The sequence below is a fragment of the Sphingomonas sp. dw_22 genome, assembly GCF_018449795.1.
Classification (GTDB): Bacteria; Pseudomonadota; Alphaproteobacteria; order Sphingomonadales; family Sphingomonadaceae; genus Sphingomonas.
In genome coordinates this window covers 51610-75309 of record NZ_JAAVVE010000008.1, presented here as the reverse complement: position 1 = coordinate 75309, position 23700 = coordinate 51610, and the positions used below count along the sequence as shown (strand labels likewise).

Genomic DNA, 23700 nt, shown 5'->3' with positions numbered 1-23700 from the left:
CCCTCCAGCGCGCGAACGCCGCGCCAGTGAACATCCCCGCAAGCGGAAGCGAAGAGCTTCCGGCCCAGCACGATCCGCATGACGGCGACGGTCATGCCAGGGACGCGACGTGGAAGCTCGCGCTCGGCGCGATCGGAATCGTCTTCGGCGATATCGGTACCAGCCCGCTCTATGCGTTCCGCGAGACGTTCCACGGGCATCACCACCTGACGCTCGACGAAGCGAACATCATGGGCGTGATCAGCCTGATGTTCTGGTCGATGATGGCGGTGGTGACGCTGAAATACGTCACCGTCATCATGCGCGCCGACAACAAGGGCGAGGGCGGCAGCCTGGCGCTGCTCGCGCTGATCTCGGGCCGCTCCGGCGGGCAGAAGCGATGGACGGCGGGGATCGTGCTGCTCGGCGTGTTCGCCACGGCGCTCTTCTATGGCGACTCGATGATCACGCCGGCGGTTTCGGTGCTCTCCGCGGTGGAGGGCCTTGCCGTCGCGGCGCCGGGCTTCGCCGGGCTGGTCGTGCCGATCGCGGTGATGATCCTGGTGATGCTGTTCTCGATCCAGAGCACCGGCACGGCGCGGGTGGGGCTGTTCTTCGGCCCGATCATGCTGCTCTATTTCGCGGTGATCGCGACGCTGGGCGTGCTGAGCATCGTCCATAGCCCGACGGTGCTCCAGGCGCTGCTGCCGCACCACGCCGTCCAGTTCTTCCTCCGCGATCCGGTGCCGGCCTTCCTGGCACTGGGCTCGATCGTGCTGGCGGTGACGGGCGCCGAGGCGCTCTATGCCGACATGGGCCATTTCGGGCGCAATCCGATCCGCATCTCCTGGCTGTTCTTCGTGCTGCCCGCGCTGATCCTCAATTACATGGGGCAGGGGGCGCTGCTGATGCGCGAGGGGCAGGCGGCGATCGCCAGCCCCTTCTACGAGCTGGCGCCCGATGCGCTCCAGCTGCCGCTGGTCGTGCTGGCGACGATGGCGGCGATCATCGCCTCGCAGGCGGTGATCTCCGGCGCCTTCTCGGTGACGCAGCAGGCGATCCAGCTCGGCTTCGTGCCGCGGCTGCGCATCGACCATACCAGCGCCTCCACCGCCGGGCAGATCTATATCCCGCTGGTCAACTGGGCGCTGATGGCGATGGTCATCCTGCTCGTCCTGTCGTTCCAGACCTCGTCGAACCTGACCGCCGCTTATGGCATCGCCGTCACCGGCGCGATGCTGATCGACAATTGCCTGCTCGCGGTGGTGCTGTTCAACCTGTGGAAGTGGAAGAAGCGCTATGCGATCCCGCTGCTCACGCTCTTCTTCACGGTCGATCTCGCCTATTTCGCGGCGAACCTGACCAAGGTGCCCGATGGCGGCTGGTTCCCGCTGATGGTGGGGCTGGTGATCTTCACGCTGCTGACGACCTGGTCGAAGGGGCGGGCGCTGATGATCGCCCGGCTGCGCGAGAGCGCGATGCCGATCAAGATCTTCATCGATTCGGCGGCGACATCGGCGACCCGGGTGCCGGGCACCGCGGTCTTCATGACCTCCACGCCCGACGGCGTGCCGCATGCGCTGCTCCACAACCTCAAGCACAACAAGGTGCTGCACGAGCGCGTGATCCTGCTCACCGTGAAGATCGCCGACGTGCCCTATGTGCCTGAGGAGAAACGGCTGAAGCTGGAGGATCTGGGCCGCGGCTTCCACCGCATGATCCTCTACTACGGCTTCATGCAGGAGGCCGACGTGCCCGCCGCGCTGAAGCAGACCAATGCGTGCGGCGCCGAGTTCAAGATGATGGAGACCAGCTTCTTCCTGGCGCGGCAGACGCTGCTGCCCTCGTCGCGGCCCGGGATGATGATCTGGCGCGAGAAGCTGTTCGCCTGGATGCTGCGGAACGCCGAAAGCGCGATGGAATTCTTCCGCCTGCCGACCAACCGCGTGGTCGAGCTGGGGAGCCAGGTGGAGATTTGAGTCCGTCGGCACCGCTGATCGTGACGGCGCTGCTCGGGCGGCAGGACCAGGCCTGGTTCAATGCGCTGCGCCGTGCGCATTATCCGCCGGAGCGGAACATGGTCGATGCGCATCTCACGCTGTTCCACCAGCTTCCGCCCTCGGCGGCGGACGAGCTCAAGCATCGCCTCAGCCAGGAGACGCGCGGCGTGCGCGCGCCGCGAGCGAAGGTGACCGGGCTGATGTCGCTGGGCGGCGGCGTCGCCTATCGGATCGAGGCGCCGGAGCTGGTCGCGATCCGCGAGGGGCTGGTCGAGGCGTTCGCCGGGCTGCTCACCGCGCAGGATGCCGGCCGCTGGCGCCCGCACGTCACCATCCAGAACAAGGTCCGCCCGGTACTCGCCAAGGCGGTGCTGACGGCGTTGGCGCGCGATTTCATGGGCCGGGAGGTGGAAATCGCCGGGCTGGCGAGCTGGTGGTATCGCAATGGGCCGTGGGAGGCGCATTCGCGGCATATGTTCGCTTGACCGGTTCGCGGGCCGGACCTATGTGGCCCCCTCGCTTCGGCGAGCCCTAAGCGGGGCGGAGTAGCTCAGTTGGTTAGAGCACGGGAATCATAATCCTGGGGTCGGGGGTTCAAGTCCCTCCTCCGCTACCATTTCCTTTCTGGTCCGGCATCGAAACGGCCCGTTGCGGGCCGCGCCCGCTGGACCATGGGGCGCCGCTGAACTATCGAATCCGGCAGACCATAGCCCCAGGGGATCCTGCCTGACCGGGAATGCCGCCGATAGTTCGAACAGGATCCAGCGGTTCGAACTGATCGACGCGATCCGGTTCCTTGCGGCGTTGATGGTCGTCGCCCTCCACGCGCTGCCCGCGATCCCGATCGGCATGGCGCAGCCCTTATGGGTGACTCTTGTCGGTACGGTTTGCAGGTTCGCCGTTCCGTTCTTCTTCGCGGCCGGCGGCTATTTCCTGAGGATCCCGGAAACGCCGGACTGGGCGATCCTGAATCGGCCGCTGCAAAGGCTGCTGCCGATCTATTGCGGCTGGTATGCGATCTACGTCATCTTCTTCGGGGCCTTTCCGCCGCCTTCGCCCTGGCAACCGAGCCTTCAGGAATTGCTTCTGGGCGGCCTCGCCTTCCAGCTCTGGTTCCTGCCCGTGCTGGGGGCGAGCCAGATATTGGTCGCGCTGGCCGGCTCGAAATTCGGCCTCGGAAAGGCTTTTATCCTCTGCGCGGCGATTGCGGCATATGGCCTGGCGAGAGGGCCCTATTTCTGGCTGATCGAACCGCCCGGCGGGCTCCTATGGACTCGCGAATATGCCGGGCCGCTGCTGGTCTGCATCGGCGCGATGCTTGCGCGCAGCGCGTTCCGCCTGTCGTATCGCCTGGCGATCGTCGCGACGATCGGCTGCTTCGGGCTGTCGCTGGCCGAGAATTGGTGGATCGCCTGGGGCATGGGGATTCCCCTGTGGCATATGGAAGCGTCGATCTCGACGATAGTGCTGGGGGTCTGCGGCCTGTTGATCGGGATCGCCCCCGATCGGCCGAGCGTGCCGCGCATAATCGTCGACCTCAGCAAGCTCAGCCTGGGCATCTACTGCGTGCACGTGCTCTTCCTGTACAAGCTGGGTCCGGTCATCGGCAATGATGGGCCTGTGGAATTCGCGATGCTCGCCTTCGCGGTCGCGGTGCTCAGCGCCATCGCGATCCGGATATTGATGCGGGTGCCGGTCCTGCGCATCCTTGCCGGATAGAGGCCCAAATCCCGCTTGGCGGGCCGACAGCTTTGCTGCGCCGTTCGGCCATTGCATGCCGCGCGACGCACGCCATGTTGCTTCCGACGATGCGCTCCCCCAAGAAGCGGCATCCCAGATTTCTGGCCCAGAATCGGAAAGCACCATGACCGCCACTCATTCCACTCGCATGCTGATCCTGGGCTCCGGCCCTGCCGGCCTCTCGGCCGCCATCTATGGCGCACGCGCCGGGCTGGCGCCGATTGTCGTCCAGGGCATCCAGCCCGGCGGCCAGCTCATGACCACGACTGACGTGGAGAATTATCCCGGCTTCCGCGACGTGATCCAGGGGCCGTGGCTGATGCAGGAGATGCAGGCCCAGGCCGAGCATGTCGGCGCGCAGATGATGTGGGACACGATCGTCGAGGTCGACGTCTCGCAGCGGCCGTTCCGCATGGTGGGCGACGGCGGCACCGTCTATCTGGGCGACGTGCTGGTGATCGCCACCGGCGCCCAGGCACGCTGGCTGGGCCTCGATTCGGAGGAGCTGCTGAAGGGCAAGGGCGTGAGCGCCTGCGCCACCTGCGACGGCTTCTTCTTCCGCGGCAAGAAGGTGGGGGTGATCGGCGGCGGCAACACCGCGGTCGAGGAGGCGCTGTACCTCACCAACCACAGCCATGACGTGACCGTGATCCATCGCCGCGACTCGTTCCGCGCCGAGAAGATCCTGCAGCAGCGGCTGTTCGCCAACGAACGGATCAGCGTGATGTGGAACAAGAAGGTCGAGCGCTTCATCGGCGGCGGCCAGCCCGAGGGACTGGTCGGCATCGAGCTGAAGGACATGGTGACCGGCGAGCTTTCGACGCTGGAGGTGGACGGCGGCTTCGTCGCGATCGGCCATCACCCGGCGACCGAGCTGTTCCGCGGCCATATCGAGCTCGATTCGGACGGCTATATCGTCGTCGAGAAGGGGACGACCAAGACGAGCGTCCCCGGCGTGTTCGCCTGCGGCGACGTGATGGACAAGCATTACCGCCAGGCGGTGACGGCGGCGGGCACGGGCTGCATGGCGGCGCTCGATTCGGAGCGCTTCCTGGCCGAGGCGGATTTCGAGACGGTGGCGCAGGCGGCGGAATAGCCTCGGGGCCAAAGTGCGCGGACTCGCGGGTCATTCGTGCACTTTGGCCGATCCGGGTCAGGGGCCTTTGGCGACACGGCTGACGATCTCAAAGAGCGGCTCGCGCCTGCGGCTCGGGCGGAGCACTCAAGCCGCTCAAATCCTACATTGCAAGGCACCTCAGGCGAGGGCGGCCAGGATCCGTTCGAACAGCCATTGCTTGTCGGTGGCGGAAGCGAAGCTGTGGCTGCCGCTGTCGAGGGGCTCGATGCGGATGCAGGCGCGGACCGTATCGAAGGCCGCGGCCTTGTAGGCGTCGGCGAAGGCGATGGCGGTGTTGTCGCCCTTGGCCAGCAGGATGGTGATTGGCGCCTGGATCGCTGCGAGCGCCTTGGCGAGACGCGCGGGGATGCCGTCGGAAACCTTAGATTGACTCTGCGATAGCTTGGTCAGGCCTCTGAATAGCTTGGCGATATTCACACCACCGCGCAGCAGGCGGAGCCATTCGCGGGGATCGCGCAGCTTCCGGGCATAATGCGATCGGATCGCGGCGGCGGGGGGGAGGTCGTCGGTCTGCTCGACCACCCAGGGATTGGCGAGGAGCAGCGCGTCGATGCCGGCCCCAGCGTGGAAGAAGGCGAGCGCGGTGGCGGCGTCGCAATTGCCGAAGGCGACGATGCGGGTGACGCCGGTTTCGGCGCGGAAGGTGGCTGCGGCGGCGGCGATGTCTTCCGCGCTGCTCTCGAAGCCGTGATTCTCGCCGGTCGAATCGCCGATGCCGCGGCGATCGAAGCGGAATACCGGGTGACCGGCCTCGGCGACGCGCCGGGCGAGCAAGGCCATGCCGCGATGCGCGCCGATGCGGATCTCATTGCCGCCGGAGACGATCAACAGGCCGGTGGTGCCGGGGGCCTCATCGAGCGTGCCGAGCAGCGTGTGGCCAGCGCAGGGGAAGGCGATCAGCCTTCGCATGCGTGGATCCAGATGGCGATGTCGTCGGCCAGCAGCGCGGCGAGGGCGGGATCATTGTCCGGTTCGGCACGGCGCCAGAGCGGGGCGCCGGGATACCGGGCATCGGCATCCTTCGGATCGGAATCGAGACGGATCGTGCGCGCGGCTTCCAGGCCGGAATCGTCGAGTTCGGCGAGGAAGGCCGGGGACAGGGCGTTGCCGGCGAAATCGTCGCCGCCACCGGCCTGACGGATGCGATGGAGCTCGCGGAGCAGTTCGGGGCCGGTCTGGGGTGCGAAGTGCCAGCGGCCTGCGGGGATTGCGAGCGTGTCGACAAGCGCGCCGCTGCGGATGCCGATCGAGTATACCCGATCGTGGACGGTGCGGGCGGCCGCGGCGAAGGCGGCGCGGAGGTTGGCGATCTCGATCCGGTGCGTGGGCACCAGGCTCTCGCCCTGGCCGGGCAGATCGGGAAGCGCGCTCGCGATGCCCCGCTCGGCCAGCGCGCGCAGGATCGTCACCAGGAACGCCCGGGTGCGGTTCGCTTCCTCGAACAGCGGCAGCGCCGCGACTATGACCGGGCCGGTATCGGGGCCGAAGCGAAGCATCGCTTCGCGGCCGCCGGCCCAGTCATAATGGTCGATCACCCCAGCGCCTTGGCGGCGGCGAAGCGCGTGAGGGCGCCGAAGCTCTCCAGCATCTCGCCGTCCACTTCGTCATCCTCGATCAGGATGCCGAGCCGGTCCTCCAGCTCGGTGAGCACGCCCGCCACGGCGAGCGAATCGAGTTCGGGCAGCGCGCCGAACAACAGCGTGTCCTCGCGGAAAGCGGCGGCGCGCTCCTCGCTCAATCCCAGCACGTCGCGCAGCACGGCGCGGACGGTGTCTTCGATCTCCGGCGACCCATCGGGTTGCAATGCCTGTCCCCCTAGCGGTGAATTTTTCGGCTCCGTAAGGGTTGGCGGGGGCGCTGCCAAGGGTAAGGGTGGCGGGGATGATCGCGCTCGACCCCGTTCCGTACCCCATCGATACGCTGCTGTTGCGTGGGGAGGCTGGCGCCGTGGCATTGGATGATCGCGCGGGAACGCTGACCTATGTCGGGCTGGAGGCGGCGGTGGGCGGTATGGCGCACTGGCTGAGCCGCTTGGGGCTGGCGGCGGGCGAGCGGGTGGCGACCTGGCTGCCCAAGACGCGGACGGCGTGCCTGATGCCGCTGGCGGCGCCGCGCGCGGGGCTGATCCATGTGCCGGTCAATCCGGTGCTCAAGCGGGCGCAGGTGGCGCATATCCTGGCCGACAGCGGCGCGCGGGTGCTGGTGACGCAGGCGGCGCGGATCGCGGCGCTGGAGGCGGGGGACGTGCCGGCCGATTGCCGGATCGTGCTTGAGGAGGAACTGGTCTCCGGGGATGCCTTGCCGCCCTCGCGGGCCGATACCGGGGCGCTGGCGGCGATCCTCTATACTTCGGGATCGACCGGGCGGCCCAAGGGCGTGATGCTGAGCCATGCCAATTTATGGCTCGGGGCCATCAGCGTGGCGCATTATCTTCAGATCGAATCTGAGGATCGCGTGCTGGGCGTGCTGCCGCTGAGCTTCGATTATGGGCAGAACCAGCTCTTCTCGACCTGGGCGGGCGGGGCGCGGGTGGTGCCGCTCGATTATCTGACGGCGCGCGACGTGGTGAAGGCGGTCGAGCGGTTCGGCATCACCACGCTGGCGGGGGTGCCGCCGCTCTGGGTGCAGCTGCTGGAGGCGGAGTGGCCGGCGGAGACGGCGGCGCGGCTCAGGCGGCTGACCAATTCGGGCGGGGCGCTGACCCGGGCGATGGTGAAGGGGCTGCGCGCGCGGTTTCCGCAGGCGCGGCTCTATCCGATGTATGGGCTGACCGAGGCGTTTCGATCGACCTATCTCGATCCGGCGCTGGTCGATGCCCATCCCGATTCGATCGGGCGGGCGATACCCTTCGCCGAGATATTGGTGGTCGATGGCGAGGGACGCCGGGCGAAACAGGGCGAACTGGTCCATGCCGGGCCGCTGGTGGCGCAGGGCTATTGGCGCGATCCCGAGCGGACGGCTGAGCGCTTTCGTCCGGCGCCGGACTTTGCCGCGAGCGGGGGCATGGCGGTGTGGTCCGGCGATACGGTGATCGAGGGCGACGACGGGCTGCTGCGTTTCGTGGGGCGCGATGATGAGATGATAAAATCGGCCGGCAACCGGATCAGCCCGACCGAGATCGAGGACGCGGTGCTCTCGGGCGGCGAGACGGGCGAGGCGGCGGCGTTCGGCGTGACGGATGCGCGGCTGGGGCAGGCGATCGTGGTGGTGGCGCGGGGCGACGGGGCGCGGGAGCATGACCTGCGCGAGCGGCTGCGGCGGGAATTGCCGAGCTTCATGCAGCCGGCGCGCTATGAATGGCGGGTGGAGCTGCCGCGTAATGCCAATGGCAAGCTGGACCGGGCGGCGTTGCGGGAGGCTGTTCGCCATCCCGGTGAAGGAGAGGGCGAGCGATGAACGGTGCCAAACCCTTCGGCCCGATCCCGCCGGAGTTCGCGGGGCTCGATGCATTGCCCTGGCTGGACGAGGCGACGCCGGGCTATGTCTATGATTTCGCGGTGGTGCGATCCCGGATCGCGCGGTTGCGGGCGGCGCTGCCGGTCGGGGTGGCGGTGCATTATGCGATCAAGGCCAATCCGTTTCCGCCGCTGCTTGCCGCGATCGCGCCGCTGGTGGACGGGCTCGATGTCGCTTCGGCGGGCGAGCTAGAGCGGGCGCTTGGCGTCATGGCGGCGCAGGACGTCAGCTTCGCCGGGCCGGGGAAACGCGATTTCGAGCTGGAGGCGGCGATCCGGGCGGGGGCGACGCTTAATCTCGAATCCGAGGGCGAGGCGGATCGGGCGTTGCGGATCGCCGGAGTACTGGGGGTGACGCCTCGGCTGGCGGTGCGGGTGAACCCGGATTTCGAGTTGCGCGGATCGGGGATGAAGATGGGCGGGCGCGCCTCGCCCTTCGGGATCGACGCGGTGCGGGTGCCGGCCTTGGTCCGGCGGCTGATCGCGGCGGGGGCGGACTGGCGGGGCTTCCATATCTTCGCCGGGTCGCAGGCGCTGGATGCCTCGGCAGTGATCGAGGCGCAGGCGGCGACGGTGGCGCTGGCGGCGCGGCTGGCGGAGGAAGCAGGGGCGGTGCCGCCGCTGGTGAATTTGGGCGGCGGGTTTGGAATCCCCTATTTTCCGGGGGATGCGCCGCTGGACGTCGAGGCGGTCGGGGCGGCGCTGGGCGGCGAACTGGGCAAGCTCGATACGCATTATGCGATCGAGCTGGGGCGCTGGCTGGTGGGCGAGGCGGGGGTCTATCTGGCGCGCGTCGTCGATCGCAAGGAGAGCCGGGGCGAGATTTTCCTGATCGTGGACGGGGGGCTCAACCATCATCTGGCGGCGACGGGCAATTTCGGGACGGTGGTGAAGCGCAACTATCGGGTGGCGGTGGCGCACCGGATGCAGGACGCGGCGGAGGAAGTGGTGAGCGTGGTGGGGCCGCTGTGCACGCCGCTCGACCGGCTCGCGGATCGCGTGGCACTGCCACGCGCCGGGGTGGGCGATGTGATCGCGATCTTCGCCTCGGGGGCCTATGGCGCGACGGCCAGCCCTTCGGCATTCCTGGGCCATCCGCCGGTGCGCGAGATACTGGCCGAAACGCAGGCCCTTTAGCGCCTAACGCTATCTTTACCGATGCACGCGCATAGCTGCGGCGGGTCTTGCGCGGACTCGGCTGCCGAGACGTCGGTGACGCTTCCCAAACCGCGCAGGAGTGGGGAGTTCAAGCATGTTTCTTTCGTCAGTGACCAGGATGATCGCGGTGCCGATGCTGGGTGCCGCGCTGCTCTCCGGTTGCAGCAGCAGTGGCGGCCGGCCGCAATTGCCGCCCGCCGCCTTCGTCGCCAGCCGCGAGGCGCCGAGCGATCAATATGTCATCGGGCCGCTCGACCAGCTCAACGTCTTCGTGTGGCGCAATCCCGAGCTTTCGGCCAAGGTGCAGGTGCGCCCCGACGGCCGCATCACCACCCCGCTCATCAGCGACATGCCCGCGGTCGGCAAGACCCCGGCGATGCTGGCGGACGACCTGAAGATCGCGCTGGGCGAGTATATCAAGGATCCGATCGTATCGGTGATCGTCGAGAATTTCTCGGGCACCTATAGCCAGCAGGTCCGCGTGGTGGGCGCGACCGAGAAGCCGGCCTCGATCCCCTATCGCGCCAATATGACGATCCTGGATGCGATGATCTCGGTCGGCGGCTTGTCCGAGTTCGCGTCGGGCAATCGCGCGCGGCTGATCCGCTATGACAAGCAGACCGGCAAGCAGACCGAGTTCCGCCTGCGCCTGTCCGACCTGCTGAAGAACGGCGATACCTCGGCCAACGTCAAGCTCGAGCCGGGCGACGTCGTCATCATCCCCCAGAGCATGTTCTAAGGGCCGCGCGGGGATGGGGGGTCTTTACGACGAAGTGCGTGCGGCGCTGCACGCGGTGTGGATGCGGCGCTGGGTGGCGCTGGCGGTGGCCTGGGGCGTGTGCCTGGCGGGTTGGCTGGTGGTGTCGCAGATGCCGAACCAGTATGAATCGCGGGCGCGCATCTTCGTGCAGCTCCGCCAGATCCTGCCGACCCAGACCGGCAATGTCGCGCTGGAGCAGCAGAAGGACATCGACCGGATCCGCCAGACGCTCACCAGCGCGGTGAACCTGGAGAAGGTGGTGCGCGGCACCGACATGGCGCGGACGGTGGCGACCGATCGCGATGTCGCGGATCGCGTGGCGGGGTTGCAGAAGGCGATCAAGCTGACCGCGCAGCAGGACAATCTGTTCGAGATCGCGGTGACGGGGCCGAACGGCAGGATGGCGCGGCAGATCGCGCAGAAGCTGATCGACATCTTCGTCGAGGACAATCTGGCCGACAATCGCGACCAGACCAGCCAGTCGCTGCGCTTCCTCGACCAGCAGCTCGACGTGCGGCAGAAGGCGTTGCAGGAGGCCGAGGCCAAGAAGGCCGACTTCCAGTCGCGCTATCTGGGCGCGCTGCCGGGCACCGGCTCGCTCGACGACCGGATCGGCGCGGCGCGGCAGCAGCTTGCCCAGATCCAGTCGGACCTGGCGGCGGCGCAGAGCAGCCTGGCGGCGGTCAACGGCCAGATGGCGGGCACGGCGGCCAATATCCCCGGCGGCGGTGGTGCGACGGCGGGGCCGGCGCGGGCGCGGCTGGCGGCGATCCAGGGCCAGCTCGCCGATGCGCGGGCCAAGGGCTGGACCGACAATCATCCCGACGTGATCGCGCTCAAGAGTCAGCTCGTGGCGGCGCAGGCGGCGGCGAAGAACGAGCCGCTGGCCGGCGGCGGCGCGGCCACGGGCAATCCGCTGTATCTGAGCCTGCGCTCGATGCAGGCGGACAAGGCCGCGCAGGTGGCGGCGCTCAGCCAGCGCAAGGCGCAGATCGAGGGCGACCTGGCGGCGCTCAACACCAAGATCGCCGACGCGCCGGGCGTGGCGGCCGAGCAGGGCCAGATCGACCGCGAATATCAGGTGCTCAAGGACCAGTATGACAAGCTGCTCGCCGATCGCGAGCAGGTGCGGATCAACAGCCAGGCGCAGACCGAGACCGACGCGGTCAAGTTCAGCGTGATCGACCCGCCGACCCAGCCGCGCGCGCCGACCGCGCCCAATCGGCCGATGCTGCTGACCGCGGTGCTGATCGCCGGGCTCGGCGCGGGCGTCGCGGCGGCGTTTGCGCTGGGCAAGCTGCGCAGCACCTTCGACACCGCATCGCGGCTGGAAAAGGCGAGCGGATTGCCGGTGATCGGATCGATCCGCGAAGTCGTGACCGCTTCGCAGATGACGCTCCGCCGCCAGCGGCTGACCTTGTTCGCCGGCGGGCTCGGGGCGCTGGGTGTGGCCTATCTGGGGCTGGTGGGCGTCGAATTCGTCCAGCGCGGCATGGGGGCCTGAGCCAATGAACGAACATACCCCCCGGCGCTATCGCGGATCGCTGCTCGAACGGGCGGCGGCGCAGAACCAGTTCGCGGTTCCGGGCACGGGAACGCAGCCGAGTTTCGAGCAGCCGGTGGTGGTGCCGATGCCGGCGCCGCAGCCGGCTCCGCCGATCCTGGCCGAGGAGCCCCAGGGGCCGCTGCTTCGGCGCGGCCATGAAGTCGAGGCGCTTGCGCCCGAACCGGCGATTGCAGCCGCGCCTGAGCCTGCGGCCAAGCCCGTAGTGACGGTGCAGCCCGGCACCCGCCGCTCGGCGCCGATCGATCGCGATGCGCTGGCCGAGGCGGGGATGCTCGTGCCCGGCGGGCCGATCACGCCGCTGGCGGAGGAATTCCGCATGGTGAAGCGTCAACTCCTCCTCACCGCCCGCGCCGTGGCGGGGGCGGATGCCGACCGCGCGCGGATGATCCTGGTCTGCTCGGCCCAGCCCGACGAAGGCAAGACCTTCTGCGCTATCAACCTCGCGCTTTCGATGTCGGCCGAGAAGGACGTCGAGATCCTGCTGGTCGATGCCGATTTCGCCAAGCCCGATGTCCTCGAACGGCTGGGGCTGCCGCAGGGGCCGGGGCTGCTCGACGCGCTGACCGGCGATGTCGATGTCGAGGACTGCATCGTCGATACCGACGTGCCGCAGCTTTCGGTGCTTCCCGCCGGCACGCGCAGCGTCAGCGATACCGAGCTGCTGGCGAGCGACAAGGCACGCCGCATCCTCGACAAGCTCGCCGCCGCCAATCCGCGCCGCATCGTGATCTTCGATTCGCCGCCCGCGCTGGCCGCCTCGCCGGCATCGGTGCTGGCGCTGCATGCCGGGCAGGTGATGCTGGTGGTCCGCGCCGACCGCACCAGCGAGAGCGACCTGCGCGCCGCCGTCGCCGCGCTTGACGGATGCGAGCATATCCAGCTCGTCCTCAACTCGGTGTCGTTCCAGCCGGCCGGGCGCCGCTTCGGCAGCTATTATGAAGAGGCGGGCAGATGATCCGTCTCGGCCTTTGCATCGCCGCGCTCGCGCTGGCGATCCAGCCCGCGAGCGCGCAGCAGCAGCGGCGCGTGCAGGTGACGCCCTATATCGAGGCGGGGCAGGTGCTCGCCGCCGATCTCCAGAGCGGCGACGTGCTGACCTATTCGACGCTGGGCGCCGGGATCGACGCTTCGGTGCATACCCGCCGGGTCGAGGTGCAGCTCAGCTATCAATATGAGCATCGCTTCGCCTATGGCGACAACCTCAACGACGATCACACGCATAGCGGCCTGGCCCGCGCCAAGGCGGTGGTCGCGCCGGGGCTGACGCTGGAAGCCGGGGCGATCGCGACGCGCACCCGCGCCGACATCCGCGGCGACGCGCCGCAAAGCTATGCCGGCAACACGCGCAATGTGAGCCAGGTCTATTCGGCGTTCGCGGGGCCGAGCCTCGCCACGCATCTGGGGCCGATGTTCGTCAACGCGGCCTATCGTTTCGGCTATACCAAGGTGGAGGCGCCGAACGATACCGGCGTGCCCGCCACCCAGCCGCGGCTCGATTATTACGACGATTCGACGGTGCATGTCGCGACCGCCAGCGTGGGCGTGAAGTCCGGCGTGGTGCTGCCCGTCGGGATCACCGCAAGCGGTTCGTTCACGCGCGAGGATGCGGGCCAGCTCGACCAGCGTTTCGAGGGCAAATATGGCCGCGGCGATGTCGTCCTGCCGGTCGCGCGCGGCATCGCGCTGACGGCGGGCGTCGGATACGAGCAGATCCAGCTCAGCCAGCGCGATCCGCTGCTGAACGGCGCCGGCCAGCCGGTGCTCGATTCGAACGGCCGCTTCGTGACCGACGAGGCTTCGCCGCGCCGGCTCGCTTATGACCTGAGCGGCGTCTTCTGGGATGCGGGCGTGATCTGGCGGCCGAGCCGGCGGACCTATCTGGAGGCGCGGGCGGGCCGCCGCTACGGCTCGATGAGCTATACCGGATCGTTCAGCTATCAGACCGGGCCGGGCAGCGGCGTGCAGATCGGCGTCTATGACAGCGTCGAGAGCTTCGGCCAGCAATTGAACGGCGGCCTGACGACGCTGCCGACCGCCTTCGTCACCACCACCGATCCGTTCGGCAATCAGTTCAGCGGCTGCATCTATGGCACGGTGGGCAGCGCGACCGGCGGATGCCTGAACTCGGTCTTCGCCTCGGCCGTGACATCGGCCTATCGGGCGCGGGGCGTGGCGGGCGTGGCGGTGCTCAACCGCGGCAATACCCGGATCGGGATCGGCGGCGGCTATGCCAGGCGGACCTTCATCGCGCCGAACGTGCCGGGCGGGGCCTTCTCGCTGGACGGCAGCGCGGACGAGAGCGTCTATGGCCAGATCTTCGCTTCCACCGATGTCGGCCGCAACGGGCAGCTCAGCGGCAGCGTGTTCGCCAGCTATTACAGCATCGACCTGCCGGGCGCGGACAGCATCCTCGGCTGGGGCGCGAATACGGCCTATACGCATAGCTTCGGGCATTTGGGGGCGACCGTCTCGGCCGGCATATTCGGCTTCGATCGCGAGGGCGGCAGCGACACCTCGGCCCAGGCGCTGCTTGCGCTGCGCTACGGATTCTAAGGGGAGCGCGGGCTCCCGCGGAGTGACGACGATGTACGACGACCATTATGGATTGAGCGGCCGGCCGTTCCAGCTGACGCCCGATCCCGATTTCTGGTTCGATACGGCCACGCACCGCAAGGCGATGGCCTATCTCGGCTATGGCCTGAGCCAGGGCGAGGGCTTTGTGGTCATCACCGGCGATCCGGGCGCGGGCAAGACCACGCTGATGGGCCATCTGCTCGCCGAGATCGACGGCGAGCGGCTGAACGTCATCAAGATCGTCTCGGCGCAGCTGGAGCCCGAGGAGCTGCTGCGGCTGGTCTGCGCCGGGCTCCAGGTCGATGCGACGGGACTGTCCAAGGCGACGATGCTCGCGATGATCGAGCGCGGGCTGCACAACATGGCCCGTAACGGCAAGCGCACGCTGCTGGTGGTCGATGAGGCGCAGGCGCTGCCGTTCGCGAGCCTGGAGGAGCTGCGCATGCTCTCCAATTTCCAGGCGGGCGGCTATTCGCTGCTCCAGATCTTCCTGCTCGGCCAGCCCGAGTTCCGGCTGACGCTGCACGAGCCGCAGTTCGAGCAGCTCCGCCAGCGCGTGATCGCGATGCACCATCTGGCGCCGATGGACCCGGACGAACTGGAGCCCTATCTGATCCACCGGCTTTCCTGCGTCGGCTGGCGGGGGCGGCCGCGCTTCACCAATGACGGGATCGAGGCGATCTATCGCTGGTCCGGCGGCATCCCGCGCCGGGTGAACCAGCTTGCCAGCCGGGTGCTGCTGTTCGGCGCGGTCGAGCAGATCGACAGCTTCGGGGCGGGCGAGGTGACGGCGGTGATCGCGGACCTGGACAACGACACGCCGGGCCGCGTGCGCAACCGCGTCGCCGAAGCCTTTCCGACGCGCACCGCGGCTCCCACTCCGGCTCCGATGCCGATGGGCACGCCGATCCCCCCGGAGCCCGCCCAGGCGCGGCCGTTCAAGGCGGAGGCTTCGGCCGATACCGGCGCGCTGGAGCAGCGGATCGTCCAGCTCGAAGCGCAGGTCCGCCAGCAGGATGAGGCGCTGCGGCGCGTGCTGGCGCTGCTGGTCGACTGGGTGGAGAATGGCGAGGGCGAGCGGCCGGACATATCCTCGCTGCGCCGGACCACGGTCTGACCGCATGATCGTCAACGGGCTCTCGGTCGATGTCGAGGACTGGTTCCAGGTCGGCGCGTTCGAGAACTCGATCGCGCGCGAGGACTGGGATTCGCTCGAACATCGCGTCGAGGCCAATACCGATCGCGTGCTGGCGCTGTTCGAGGCAGGCGGGGTCAAGGCGACCTTCTTCACGCTCGGCTGGGTGGCGGAGCGCTATCCGGCGCTGATCCGGCGGATTGCCGAGGCGGGGCATGAGGTCGCCAGCCATGGCTGGGATCACCGGCGCGTCTTCACCATGGGGCCGGAGCAGTTCCGCTCCGACCTGGCGGCGGCGCGCACGGTGCTGGAGGATGCGGCGGGAGTGGCCGTCACCGGCTATCGCGCGCCGAGCTTCTCGATCGATGCGCGCACGCCCTGGGCACACGAGGTGCTGGCGGACGCGGGCTACGCCTATTCCTCCAGCATCGCGCCGATCCGGCACGATCATTATGGGTGGGCGGATGCGCCGCGCGGGGCGCACCAGCCGGTCTGCGGGTCCGATCTGGTCGAGCTGCCGATCACGCTGGCGCGTTTCCTGGGCAGGGAAGTGACGGCAGGCGGGGGCTTTTTCCGGCTGCTGCCTTCGGGTGTGACGCACCGGGCGGTGCGCGAGGCGAACGAAGTGGATCGCGCGGCGATCTTCTATTTCCATCCCTGGGAAGTCGATCCCGGCCAGCCGCGGGTCGCCGGGGCGCCGCTCAAGTCGAAGCTGCGGCATTATTCGCGGCTGGGGGCGATGGCGGGCAAGCTGGAGAAGCTGATCGCCGGGCATCGCTGGGGCCGGATCGACCAGGTCGCGGCTGAGGCCGTCCGGCGGGCGCGGTGAACGCGCCGATGCTGCACCGGCCGATCGGGGTGCGGGTCGCCGATCCGGGCGACGCGGCCGAGCGGGCGCGGATCGCGGCCTGGGTGGAGGATCATGCCGAGGGCACGCCTTTCCATCTGCCGGCGTGGAGCGTGGCGGTGGCGCGGGGGTGCCGGCAGCGGAGCCATTATCTGGTCGCCGAGCGGGGCAATGGCGCGATCGCCGGGGTGCTGCCGCTTACCGAGATGCATTCGCCGCTGTTCGGCCGGGCGCTGGTCTCGACCGGGTTCGGCGTGGGCGGGGGGATATTGGCCGATGCGCCGGGGGCGATAGGCGCGCTGGGCGAGGCGGCGTGGACGCTGGCGGGGCGGCTGTGCTGTCCCGGTGTCGAGCTGCGCGGCGGGGCGCGGCCGGGTGCGGACTGGCATGTCGACGACACGACCTATTTCGGCTTCGTCCGCGATCTGGCGGCGGACGACGAGGCCGAGCTGCTGGCGATCCCGCGCAAGCAGCGGGCGGAGGTCCGCCGGGCGCTGGGCAACGAACTGGACGTGCGGGCCGGCTGTCATCCGGACGACGTGCGCGCCCATTATGCCGTCTATGCCGAGAGCGTCCGCAATCTCGGCACGCCCGTATTTCCCCCGAGTCTGTTTTCGCAAGTTCTGGGCGAGTTTGGTGCGGCGGCGGACGTGTTGACGGTGCGGCACCGGGGGGTGGCGATAGCGAGCGTGTTGAGCCTCTATTGGAAGGGCGTGGTCTATCCCTATTGGGGAGGCGGCACCGCCGCCGCGCGGGCGCTGCGGGCCAACGACGCCATGTATTTCGCGCTAATGGGCCATGCCCGCGCGCGGGGCTGTGCGCGCTTCGATTTCGGGCGGTCCAAGGCGGGGACGGGGGCGGGGGCCTTCAAGAAGAATTGGGGGTTCGAGCCCGAGCCGCTGACCTATTTCGCGCGCACCGCCGATGGCGCGCCGCCGCGCAGCGTCAATCCGCTCGATCCGAAATATCGGATGCAGGTGGAGGCCTGGAAGAAGCTGCCCTTGTGGCTGGCCAATCGCATCGGTCCGTGGATCTCGCGGGGGCTGGGCTGATGGGCGACATCTTGTTCCTGGCGCATCGCGTGCCCTATCCGCCGGATCGCGGGGACAAGATCCGCGGCTTTCACCTGCTCAAATATCTGGCGGCGAAGAAGCGCGTCCATCTGATCGCCTTTGCCGACGATCCCGCCGATCTGCGCCGCAAGGATGCGCTGAAGCGCTATACCGGCAATCGCTCGATCTTCTGGCGATCGCGGACGGGCGTGGTGGCGGGGCTGCGCGCGCTGCTCTCGGGCCGGCCGGTCTCGGTGGCGGCGTTCGACAATCCGGCGCTGCGCCAGTCGGTCGAGACGATGCTGGCGCGGCATGCGATCGACACGATCTTCGTCTTCTCAGGCCAGATGGCGCAATATCTGCCGGCCCGGCCGCGCCAGCGCGTCGTCATGGACTTTGTCGACATGGATTCGGCCAAGTTCGCCGCTTATTCCAAGACGTCGCGCTGGCCGATGTCGTGGCTGCATGGGCGCGAGGCGCGGCTGCTGAGGCAGTTCGAGAAGTCGGTTGCGGCGCGGGCCGATGCCAGCCTGTTCGTGAGCGAGGCCGAGGCGCAGCTCTTCCGCGAGCAGACCGGCGCCGACCGCGTCCATGTGATCGAGAACGGCATCGACACCGAGTTTTACGATCCCGCCGCGAGCTTCCGCCGGATCGAGGCGATGGAGCCGCTGATCGTCTTCACCGGGCAGATGGACTATCGCCCCAATATCGAGGCGGTGTGCTGGTTCGCCGAGGCGATCCTGCCGCATGTCCGGCTCGTCCATCCCGATGCGCGCTTCGCGATCGTCGGCCGCGCACCGGGCGACGCGGTGAAGGTGCTGGCGAAGCTGCCCGGGGTGACCGTCACCGGGGCGGTGAGCGACGTGCGCGGCTGGCTGGCGGCGGCGTCGGTGGTGGTGGCGCCGCTCAAGCTGGCGCGGGGCATCCAGAACAAGGTGCTGGAGGGCATGGCGATGGCGCGGCCCGTGGTCGCCTCGGGCGCGGCGGCCGAGGGGATCGACCATGGCGGCGCGATCCGGGTGGGATCGAGCGTGGCCGAGATCGCCGATGCGGTGAACGATCTGCTCGCGCATCCCGACCGGGCGGCGGAATTGGGCGCGGCGGCGCGGAGGCAGGTGATCGCGCGCTATGGCTGGGAGGCGCGGCTTGCCCCGCTCGACGAAGTGCTGGGCCTGCCGCTGCGCCGGGCCGAGCGGAGGACGGCGGCATGACCTTTCCTATCCCCGCGCGCGCGATGGTGGCGGCGCCCGCCCGGTTCGATGCGCGCTGGCGGCGCCATGCCGCCATAGTGGCGGGCACATGGATCGCGCTGCTGCTGGTCTTCGGCCGCGACACGCGCGACCTCGCGACGATCTACTGGACCAACACCACTTTCGGTCATTGCCTGTTCGTCGCGCCGGTGATCGCCTGGCTGGTGTGGCATCGGCGGCGCGAGCTTGCGCTGGTTGCGCCGCAGGGCTGGTGGCCCGGGCTGGCGTTGGTTGGGGCGGGGGGCTTTTCGTGGCTGGTCGGCGATGCGTCGAGCGTGGCGCTGTTCCGCCATGCCGGGCTGATCGTGATGCTCCAGGGTGCGGCGGTGACCGTGCTGGGGTTCAATGTGAGCCGGGCGTTGCTGTTTCCGCTGGCGTACATGCTTTTCCTCGTGCCGTTCGGGGAGTTCCTGGAGGGGCCGCTGCAGGACATCACCATCGCCATGGTGATGCCGCTGCTGCACCTGTTCGGCGTGCCGGCGAGCGTGGACGGGGTGCTCATCACCACCCCCAACGGCTATTTCGAGATCGCCGAGGCATGTTCCGGCGCCAAGTTCCTGATCGCGATGGTCGCCTATGGCGTGCTGGTCGCGAACGTCTGCTACGTATCCTGGCCGCGGCGCGCGGCGTTCCTGGCGATGGCGATCGTCGTGCCCGTGATCGCCAACGGTTTGCGCGCCTTCGGGACGATCTATGCCGCCTGGTGGACCTCGGTCGAGCAGGCCACGGGGCTGGACCATATCGTCTATGGCTGGGTGTTCTTCGGGCTGGTGATGGCGGCGGTGCTGGCGATCGGCTGGAAATGGTTCGATCGCGATCCGGATGCGGCGTGGTTCGATCCGATGCGGCTTCAGGCGGCCGCCGGGCGCCGCGTGGATGCGCCGATTGGGGCGCTGCTGGTGCTGACGGTGGCGAGCCTGTTCCTCGGCTGGTCGAGCCTGATCGATGCGCGGGCCGCGAAGCTCCCCGCCAGCGTCGAGCTGCCGCAGGTGTCGGGCTGGCAGCGCGTGGCCCCGAGCGCCCGCGCGCCCTGGGCGCCACATTATCCGGGCGCGGACCATTATCTGATCGGCCGCTATGCCGATGGGCAGGGCAGGGCAGTGGACCTTGCCGTCGCCGTCTATGCCACCCAGCATGAGGGCAGGGAGCTGGTCGGCTTCGGCATCGGCGCCATTCGGGAGAACGATCGCTGGGTGCGGATCGAGGACGAACCGAGCTTCGCGCGGGGCGCGCCGATGCGGATGACAGGGCCGGGGAGGGTGGAACGCGAGGTCGTGACTTGGTACCGGGTCGGCAATGTTCTGACCGGGAGTGACAAGCGCGTGAAGTTGGAGACCCTCAAGGCCAAGCTGCTGGGCGGCGATCAGGCCGCGGTGGCGGTGCTGGTATCGGCCGAGCAGACCGATAGCGTCTCCGCGCGTGACAGCATCCAGGCGTTCCTCCGCGCGCTGGGTCCGGTGGAGACACTCGCCGATCGCATGGCCGGCGCGCGCTGATGTGCGGTATCGCGGGGCTTTACTATCCCGCCATCGCGAAGCCGGTCGATCCCGCGCGCATCGTGACGATGACCGAGGCGCTGGTCCACCGAGGTCCGGACGGATCGGGCGTGTGGACCGCGCCGGGCGTGGGGCTGGGGCACCGGCGGCTGGCGATCATCGACCTGGAGGGCGGCGTCCAGCCCATGGCGACGCCGGATCAGGGCGTGTGCGTCACCTACAATGGCGAGATCTACAATTTCCAAGAGGTCCGCGCCGAGCTGGAGAAGCTGGGCGCGCATTTCCGGACCGACAGCGATACCGAGGTGCTGCTCCATGGCTGGCGGGCCTGGGGGCCGGACATGCTCGACCGGCTGAACGGCATGTTCGCCTTCGCGCTCTATGATTCCGCCCGGCAGAGCCTGTTCCTGGCGCGCGACCGGTTCGGGGTGAAGCCGCTCCATTATGTCGAGCTGTCGGACGGGGCGGTGGCCTTCGCCTCCGAGCTGAAGGGGCTGCTCGCGCATCCGCTGTTCCGTCGCACGCCCGATTTCCGCGCGGTGGAGGACTATCTCGGGCTTGGTTACGTGCCCGACGATGCCTCGATGCTGGCGGGCGTGAAGAAGCTGCCCGCCGGGCATTTCCTGCTGGTCGAGCGTGGGCGGAACGTGCCCGACCCGGTGCGCTGGTGGGACATCGACTTCTCGAAGCGCGCCACCGGCAAGGTGCGCGACCTCGAAGCGGAACTGATCGAGCATATGCGCGCGGCGGTGCGCTCGCGGATGATCGCGGACGTGCCTTTGGGGGCGTTCCTTTCCGGCGGGGTGGACAGCTCGGCGGTGGTCGCGCTGATGGCCGAGGCGAGCCGCGCGGCGGTCAAGACCTGCACGATCGGCTTCGACGAGGCGGATCATGACGAGACCTCGCATGCGCAGATCGTCGCCGATCGCTTCGCCACCAGCCACAGCATCCGCACGGTGGATTCGGACGATTTCGCGCTGATCGACACGCTGGTCGCGGCGTTCGACGAACCCTTTGCCGATGCCTCGGCGCTGCCCACCTATCGCGTCTGCGAGCTGGCGCGCGAGAGCGTGACGGTGGCGCTGTCGGGCGACGGGGCGGACGAAGCGATGGCGGGATACCGCCGCTACAAATTCTTCGCCGCCGAGGAGCGGATGCGCGCGCTGCTGCCGCAGGAATTCCGCTCCCGCGTTTTCGGGACGCTGGGGCGGTTCTATCCCAAGGCCGATTGGGCACCGCGCCCCTTCCGCGCGAAGACGACGCTGCTCGCGCTCGCCGAGGGAGGCGAGTTCGCCTATCCCAAGGCGGTGGGCGTCACCGGCCCGGCGCTCCGGCGCAAGCTCTACAGCATCGAGGGGCTGAAGGCGCTGGGCGGGCACAATGCCGAGCAGCGCTATGTCGATACGATGCGCCAGGCGCCGGCGCGTGACGGGCTCGATCGCGCGCAATATGCCGACATCAAGCATTGGCTGCCCGGCGACATCCTCACCAAGGTCGATCGCACCAGCATGGCGGTAAGCCTGGAGGCGCGCGAGCCCTTGCTCGACTATCGCTTCGTCCAGTTCGCCGCGACGCTGCCGCCGTCGCTCCGCATCCGGGCGGGGCAGGGCAAGTGGCTGATGAAGAAGGCGCTGGAGCCCTGGCTGCCCAAGGAGATCCTCTACCGGCCGAAAATGGGCTTCGTGACGCCGGTAAGCGCCTGGTTCCGCAAGGCGCTGGCAGAGGAAGCGGCAGGGCTGGCGCGATCGCCGGTGCTGCTCGGCAGCGGGTGGTTCGATCCGAATACGATCGCCCGGCTGGCCGACGATCACCGCGCCGGCCGCGCCGAGCATGGCCGGACGCTGTGGCAGCTGCTGATGCTGGAGCGGAGCCTGGCTCGGCTGTTCCGCTAGGCCGCGTGCAGGATCGCCATCGCGGCGTGGAGCGTCAGCGCGAACAGCGTGAAGGTCGACAGTACGAACAGCGGGAAGCGGACCGAGACCTTGTTGAAGGTCGCCTGGACGATGCTGTGGGCGATGCGCAGGCCGACATAGGTCCAGGCGATCCACGCGTTGATGCCGTTGCCGGCGCCGAGCAGGGCCAGCGTCAGTGCGATCGCGTAGAACAGCGTCGGCTGCTCCATCAGGTGGTTGTAATTGTGCGCGGGCCATTGGGCGCGCTCCTCGACCAGGCCGTCGAGGATGCCGGGACGCCCGCCGCGCGCCCTGGACATGTCGATCCCGGCCTTCTTCAGCGCCGGAAGGCGGACCGCGAGCATCCAGACGCACATGACGATCGTCCAGGCGATGAGCGCGACGACGGGCGCGAGAATTTGGCTGTGCATGGTGGTTCCTCCCCAGGATGCGGGGAGGCTGCATCAATCGGTGGGGCGGCGCAACTTGCGGTTGGAGAGGGTGCCGACGAAGCATGATCCGTCACCCCGGCCGAAGTGCCGGGGTCCACTCCTCCTCCAGAGAGCCCTTCACGCCTCCAGCGGCTCTCCCAGCATCCCGGTGGACCCCGGCACTTCGGCCGGGGTGACGAATGGAGTTAGTGTTTTGCGTTCCAGCGCGCGAAGATCTCGGGCCATAGGCGGCCGGGCGCGTCGGCGGGGAGGTGCATCGCGCCGAAGCCGTGGCCACCGCTTTCGAGCAGGTGCGCCTCCACCGGCACCTTGGCGCGGCGACAGGCGTCGATCATCGCCAGGCTCTGCTGGATCGGGACGGTGCCGTCGTCCATCGCATGGAGCAGGAAGACCGGCGGCATCGCGGCGGTGACGCGATCGAGCGGGGTGCGGCGCGCGGTCAGGGCCGGATCGGGGTTGTCGCCGAGCAGCATCGCCGCCGAGCGGCTGTTGAGCCCCGCGCTTGCGAAGGAGACGACGGCATAGACCAGCCCGGCATAGGCAGGCCGCGCCGGCTGGGTGTCCGCGGCATCGATCGGGGCATAGACGCGCTCGTCATGCGCTACCGAAAGATCGGCGGCGAGATGACCGCCCGCCGAGAAGCCGAGCACGCCGAGCTTCGTGGGGTCGATCCTCCATTTGGCGGCGTTCGCCCGGATCAGCCGCATCGCGCGCTGGGCATCCTGCAGCGGCACTTGCGCGCGGTCGCTCCAGCCGTCGCCGGGGAGGCGATAGGCGAGGACGAAGACGGTGACGCCGTGCGGCGTGAGCGTCGCGGCGACGTCGATGCCCTCGTTGCTGACCGAGACGAAGCCATAGCCGCCGCCGGGGATGACCAGCACGGCGCGGCCATCGGGGCTTGCGGGGCGGTAGACGCCGACGATCGGCCGGTCGATGCCGCGTAGCCACAGCTCCTCGCCCCTGTAGCCGTTGCGCTCGTTGTGCGGGACGGGGAGCGTGGCGGGGCTGCCGGGGGCCTTGCCGGGCCAGAGCGGGAAATGCTCGGCGGGGGGCCATTGGATTGGCGGCGGTGGGGTGGTCTGCGCCCTGGCCGTGGCGGCGATGCTCAGCCCGGCGGCGGCGCCGAGGACATTGCGGCGGGTGATCGGCATGGCTCTCTCCTCGCTTTTCGGGGAGGTTAGCCGGGGATCGCCAAAGAAATAAGC

At 68.7% G+C, this 23700-nt stretch carries 21 protein-coding genes and 1 tRNA gene; 17 read left to right on the top strand and 5 right to left on the bottom strand.

Annotated features, from left to right (window positions below; genetic code table 11):
• Positions 1 to 32 precede the first annotated feature (32 nt).
• The 5 genes from HB724_RS05800 (at position 33) to trxB (ending at position 4815) form a co-directional block, all read left to right on the top strand.
• Positions 33 to 1958, top strand: a complete 1926-nt coding sequence (locus tag HB724_RS05800) for a KUP/HAK/KT family potassium transporter (protein WP_213980013.1) — start codon at positions 33 to 35, stop codon at positions 1956 to 1958.
• Positions 1955 to 2464 (top strand): 2'-5' RNA ligase family protein, encoded by a 510-nt coding sequence (locus HB724_RS05795; RefSeq protein ID WP_213979962.1) that lies wholly within the window; start codon positions 1955 to 1957, stop codon positions 2462 to 2464. Before HB724_RS05800 ends, HB724_RS05795 begins: the two co-directional genes overlap by 4 nt.
• 54 nt (positions 2465 to 2518) lie before the next feature.
• Positions 2519 to 2595, top strand: a tRNA-Met gene (locus HB724_RS05790).
• A 32-nt stretch (positions 2596 to 2627) separates the two neighbouring features.
• The gene (locus HB724_RS05785) at positions 2628 to 3698 is read left to right on the top strand and encodes an acyltransferase (protein WP_256731348.1); all 1071 of its coding nucleotides are present in this window, start codon (positions 2628 to 2630) and stop codon (positions 3696 to 3698) included.
• A gap of 145 nt (positions 3699 to 3843) precedes the next feature.
• Entirely contained in the window at positions 3844 to 4815 is a 972-nt protein-coding gene (trxB, locus tag HB724_RS05780) for a thioredoxin-disulfide reductase (protein ID WP_213979960.1), read from the top strand.
• A gap of 159 nt (positions 4816 to 4974) precedes the next feature.
• Here the strand turns inward: trxB and HB724_RS05775 are convergent, their stop codons facing one another.
• The 3 genes from HB724_RS05775 to HB724_RS05765 are packed head-to-tail and all read right to left on the bottom strand — an operon-like array spanning position 4975 to position 6661.
• Positions 4975 to 5766 carry a hydrolase 1, exosortase A system-associated gene (locus tag HB724_RS05775; RefSeq protein WP_213979959.1) on the bottom strand — a complete coding sequence of 264 codons (792 nt, stop codon included), beginning with the start codon at positions 5764 to 5766 and terminating at the stop codon, positions 4975 to 4977.
• On the bottom strand, positions 5754 to 6392 hold the full coding sequence (locus HB724_RS05770; RefSeq protein ID WP_213979958.1) for a hypothetical protein: 639 nt from the start codon (positions 6390 to 6392) through the stop codon (positions 5754 to 5756). The genes HB724_RS05775 and HB724_RS05770 overlap by 13 nt, the downstream gene beginning before the upstream one ends.
• The gene (locus HB724_RS05765; protein WP_213979957.1) at positions 6389 to 6661 is read right to left on the bottom strand and encodes an acyl carrier protein; all 273 of its coding nucleotides are present in this window, start codon (positions 6659 to 6661) and stop codon (positions 6389 to 6391) included. Before HB724_RS05765 ends, HB724_RS05770 begins: the two co-directional genes overlap by 4 nt.
• Before the next feature lie 77 nt (positions 6662 to 6738).
• Between HB724_RS05765 and HB724_RS05760 the strand changes: the two genes are divergently transcribed.
• The 12 genes from HB724_RS05760 to HB724_RS05705 all read left to right on the top strand — a co-directional run bounded on the left by HB724_RS05760 (position 6739) and on the right by HB724_RS05705 (position 22043).
• On the top strand, positions 6739 to 8253 hold the full coding sequence (locus tag HB724_RS05760) for an acyl-CoA ligase (AMP-forming), exosortase A system-associated (protein WP_213979956.1): 1515 nt from the start codon (positions 6739 to 6741) through the stop codon (positions 8251 to 8253).
• Positions 8250 to 9449, top strand: a complete 1200-nt coding sequence (locus HB724_RS05755) for a pyridoxal-dependent decarboxylase, exosortase A system-associated (RefSeq protein ID WP_213979955.1) — start codon at positions 8250 to 8252, stop codon at positions 9447 to 9449. Before HB724_RS05760 ends, HB724_RS05755 begins: the two co-directional genes overlap by 4 nt.
• 115 nt (positions 9450 to 9564) lie before the next feature.
• Complete coding sequence (locus HB724_RS05750; RefSeq protein ID WP_213979954.1) at positions 9565 to 10209, top strand: XrtA/PEP-CTERM system exopolysaccharide export protein; 645 nt, start codon at positions 9565 to 9567, stop codon at positions 10207 to 10209.
• Positions 10210 to 10222: 13 nt separating this feature from the next.
• Positions 10223 to 11734 carry an XrtA system polysaccharide chain length determinant gene (locus HB724_RS05745; RefSeq protein ID WP_213979953.1) on the top strand — a complete coding sequence of 504 codons (1512 nt, stop codon included), beginning with the start codon at positions 10223 to 10225 and terminating at the stop codon, positions 11732 to 11734.
• Between the two features lie 4 nt (positions 11735 to 11738).
• On the top strand, positions 11739 to 12752 hold the full coding sequence (locus tag HB724_RS05740) for an AAA family ATPase (protein WP_213979952.1): 1014 nt from the start codon (positions 11739 to 11741) through the stop codon (positions 12750 to 12752).
• Positions 12749 to 14350: a hypothetical protein gene (locus HB724_RS05735; protein WP_213979951.1), complete on the top strand. Its 1602-nt coding sequence runs from the start codon at positions 12749 to 12751 to the stop codon at positions 14348 to 14350. Before HB724_RS05740 ends, HB724_RS05735 begins: the two co-directional genes overlap by 4 nt.
• A 31-nt stretch (positions 14351 to 14381) precedes the next feature.
• On the top strand, positions 14382 to 15488 hold the full coding sequence (locus HB724_RS05730; protein WP_213979950.1) for an AAA family ATPase: 1107 nt from the start codon (positions 14382 to 14384) through the stop codon (positions 15486 to 15488).
• Positions 15489 to 15495: 7 nt separating this feature from the next.
• Positions 15496 to 16335, top strand: a complete 840-nt coding sequence (locus HB724_RS05725; protein ID WP_213980012.1) for an XrtA system polysaccharide deacetylase — start codon at positions 15496 to 15498, stop codon at positions 16333 to 16335.
• Between the two features lie 8 nt (positions 16336 to 16343).
• The gene (locus HB724_RS05720; RefSeq protein ID WP_213980011.1) at positions 16344 to 17405 is read left to right on the top strand and encodes a FemAB family XrtA/PEP-CTERM system-associated protein; all 1062 of its coding nucleotides are present in this window, start codon (positions 16344 to 16346) and stop codon (positions 17403 to 17405) included.
• Positions 17405 to 18616 carry a TIGR03087 family PEP-CTERM/XrtA system glycosyltransferase gene (locus HB724_RS05715; RefSeq protein ID WP_213979949.1) on the top strand — a complete coding sequence of 404 codons (1212 nt, stop codon included), beginning with the start codon at positions 17405 to 17407 and terminating at the stop codon, positions 18614 to 18616. Before HB724_RS05720 ends, HB724_RS05715 begins: the two co-directional genes overlap by 1 nt.
• Positions 18613 to 20151 (top strand): exosortase A, encoded by a 1539-nt coding sequence (xrtA, locus tag HB724_RS05710; RefSeq protein ID WP_213979948.1) that lies wholly within the window; start codon positions 18613 to 18615, stop codon positions 20149 to 20151. Before HB724_RS05715 ends, xrtA begins: the two co-directional genes overlap by 4 nt.
• Positions 20151 to 22043: an XrtA/PEP-CTERM system amidotransferase gene (locus HB724_RS05705; protein ID WP_213979947.1), complete on the top strand. Its 1893-nt coding sequence runs from the start codon at positions 20151 to 20153 to the stop codon at positions 22041 to 22043. Before xrtA ends, HB724_RS05705 begins: the two co-directional genes overlap by 1 nt.
• Here HB724_RS05705 and HB724_RS05700 read toward each other — a convergent pair.
• Complete coding sequence (locus tag HB724_RS05700; protein ID WP_213979946.1) at positions 22040 to 22474, bottom strand: MAPEG family protein; 435 nt, start codon at positions 22472 to 22474, stop codon at positions 22040 to 22042. The genes HB724_RS05705 and HB724_RS05700 overlap by 4 nt on opposite strands.
• A 206-nt stretch (positions 22475 to 22680) precedes the next feature.
• Complete coding sequence (locus tag HB724_RS05695; protein WP_213979945.1) at positions 22681 to 23646, bottom strand: alpha/beta hydrolase; 966 nt, start codon at positions 23644 to 23646, stop codon at positions 22681 to 22683.
• Positions 23647 to 23700: the final 54 nt, after the last annotated feature.

Coding starts and splice junctions, on each gene's coding strand:
- trxB (WP_213979960.1), top strand. CDS start 3,844: ATGACCGCCACTCATTCCACTCGCATGCTGATCCTGGGCTCCGGCCCT.
- HB724_RS05775 (WP_213979959.1), bottom strand. CDS start 5,766: ATGCGAAGGCTGATCGCCTTCCCCTGCGCTGGCCACACGCTGCTCGGC.
- HB724_RS05760 (WP_213979956.1), top strand. CDS start 6,739: ATGATCGCGCTCGACCCCGTTCCGTACCCCATCGATACGCTGCTGTTG.
- HB724_RS05755 (WP_213979955.1), top strand. CDS start 8,250: ATGAACGGTGCCAAACCCTTCGGCCCGATCCCGCCGGAGTTCGCGGGG.
- HB724_RS05750 (WP_213979954.1), top strand. CDS start 9,565: ATGTTTCTTTCGTCAGTGACCAGGATGATCGCGGTGCCGATGCTGGGT.
- HB724_RS05745 (WP_213979953.1), top strand. CDS start 10,223: ATGGGGGGTCTTTACGACGAAGTGCGTGCGGCGCTGCACGCGGTGTGG.
- HB724_RS05740 (WP_213979952.1), top strand. CDS start 11,739: ATGAACGAACATACCCCCCGGCGCTATCGCGGATCGCTGCTCGAACGG.
- HB724_RS05735 (WP_213979951.1), top strand. CDS start 12,749: ATGATCCGTCTCGGCCTTTGCATCGCCGCGCTCGCGCTGGCGATCCAG.
- HB724_RS05730 (WP_213979950.1), top strand. CDS start 14,382: ATGTACGACGACCATTATGGATTGAGCGGCCGGCCGTTCCAGCTGACG.
- HB724_RS05720 (WP_213980011.1), top strand. CDS start 16,344: ATGCTGCACCGGCCGATCGGGGTGCGGGTCGCCGATCCGGGCGACGCG.
- HB724_RS05715 (WP_213979949.1), top strand. CDS start 17,405: ATGGGCGACATCTTGTTCCTGGCGCATCGCGTGCCCTATCCGCCGGAT.
- xrtA (WP_213979948.1), top strand. CDS start 18,613: ATGACCTTTCCTATCCCCGCGCGCGCGATGGTGGCGGCGCCCGCCCGG.
- HB724_RS05705 (WP_213979947.1), top strand. CDS start 20,151: ATGTGCGGTATCGCGGGGCTTTACTATCCCGCCATCGCGAAGCCGGTC.
- HB724_RS05700 (WP_213979946.1), bottom strand. CDS start 22,474: ATGCACAGCCAAATTCTCGCGCCCGTCGTCGCGCTCATCGCCTGGACG.
- HB724_RS05695 (WP_213979945.1), bottom strand. CDS start 23,646: ATGCCGATCACCCGCCGCAATGTCCTCGGCGCCGCCGCCGGGCTGAGC.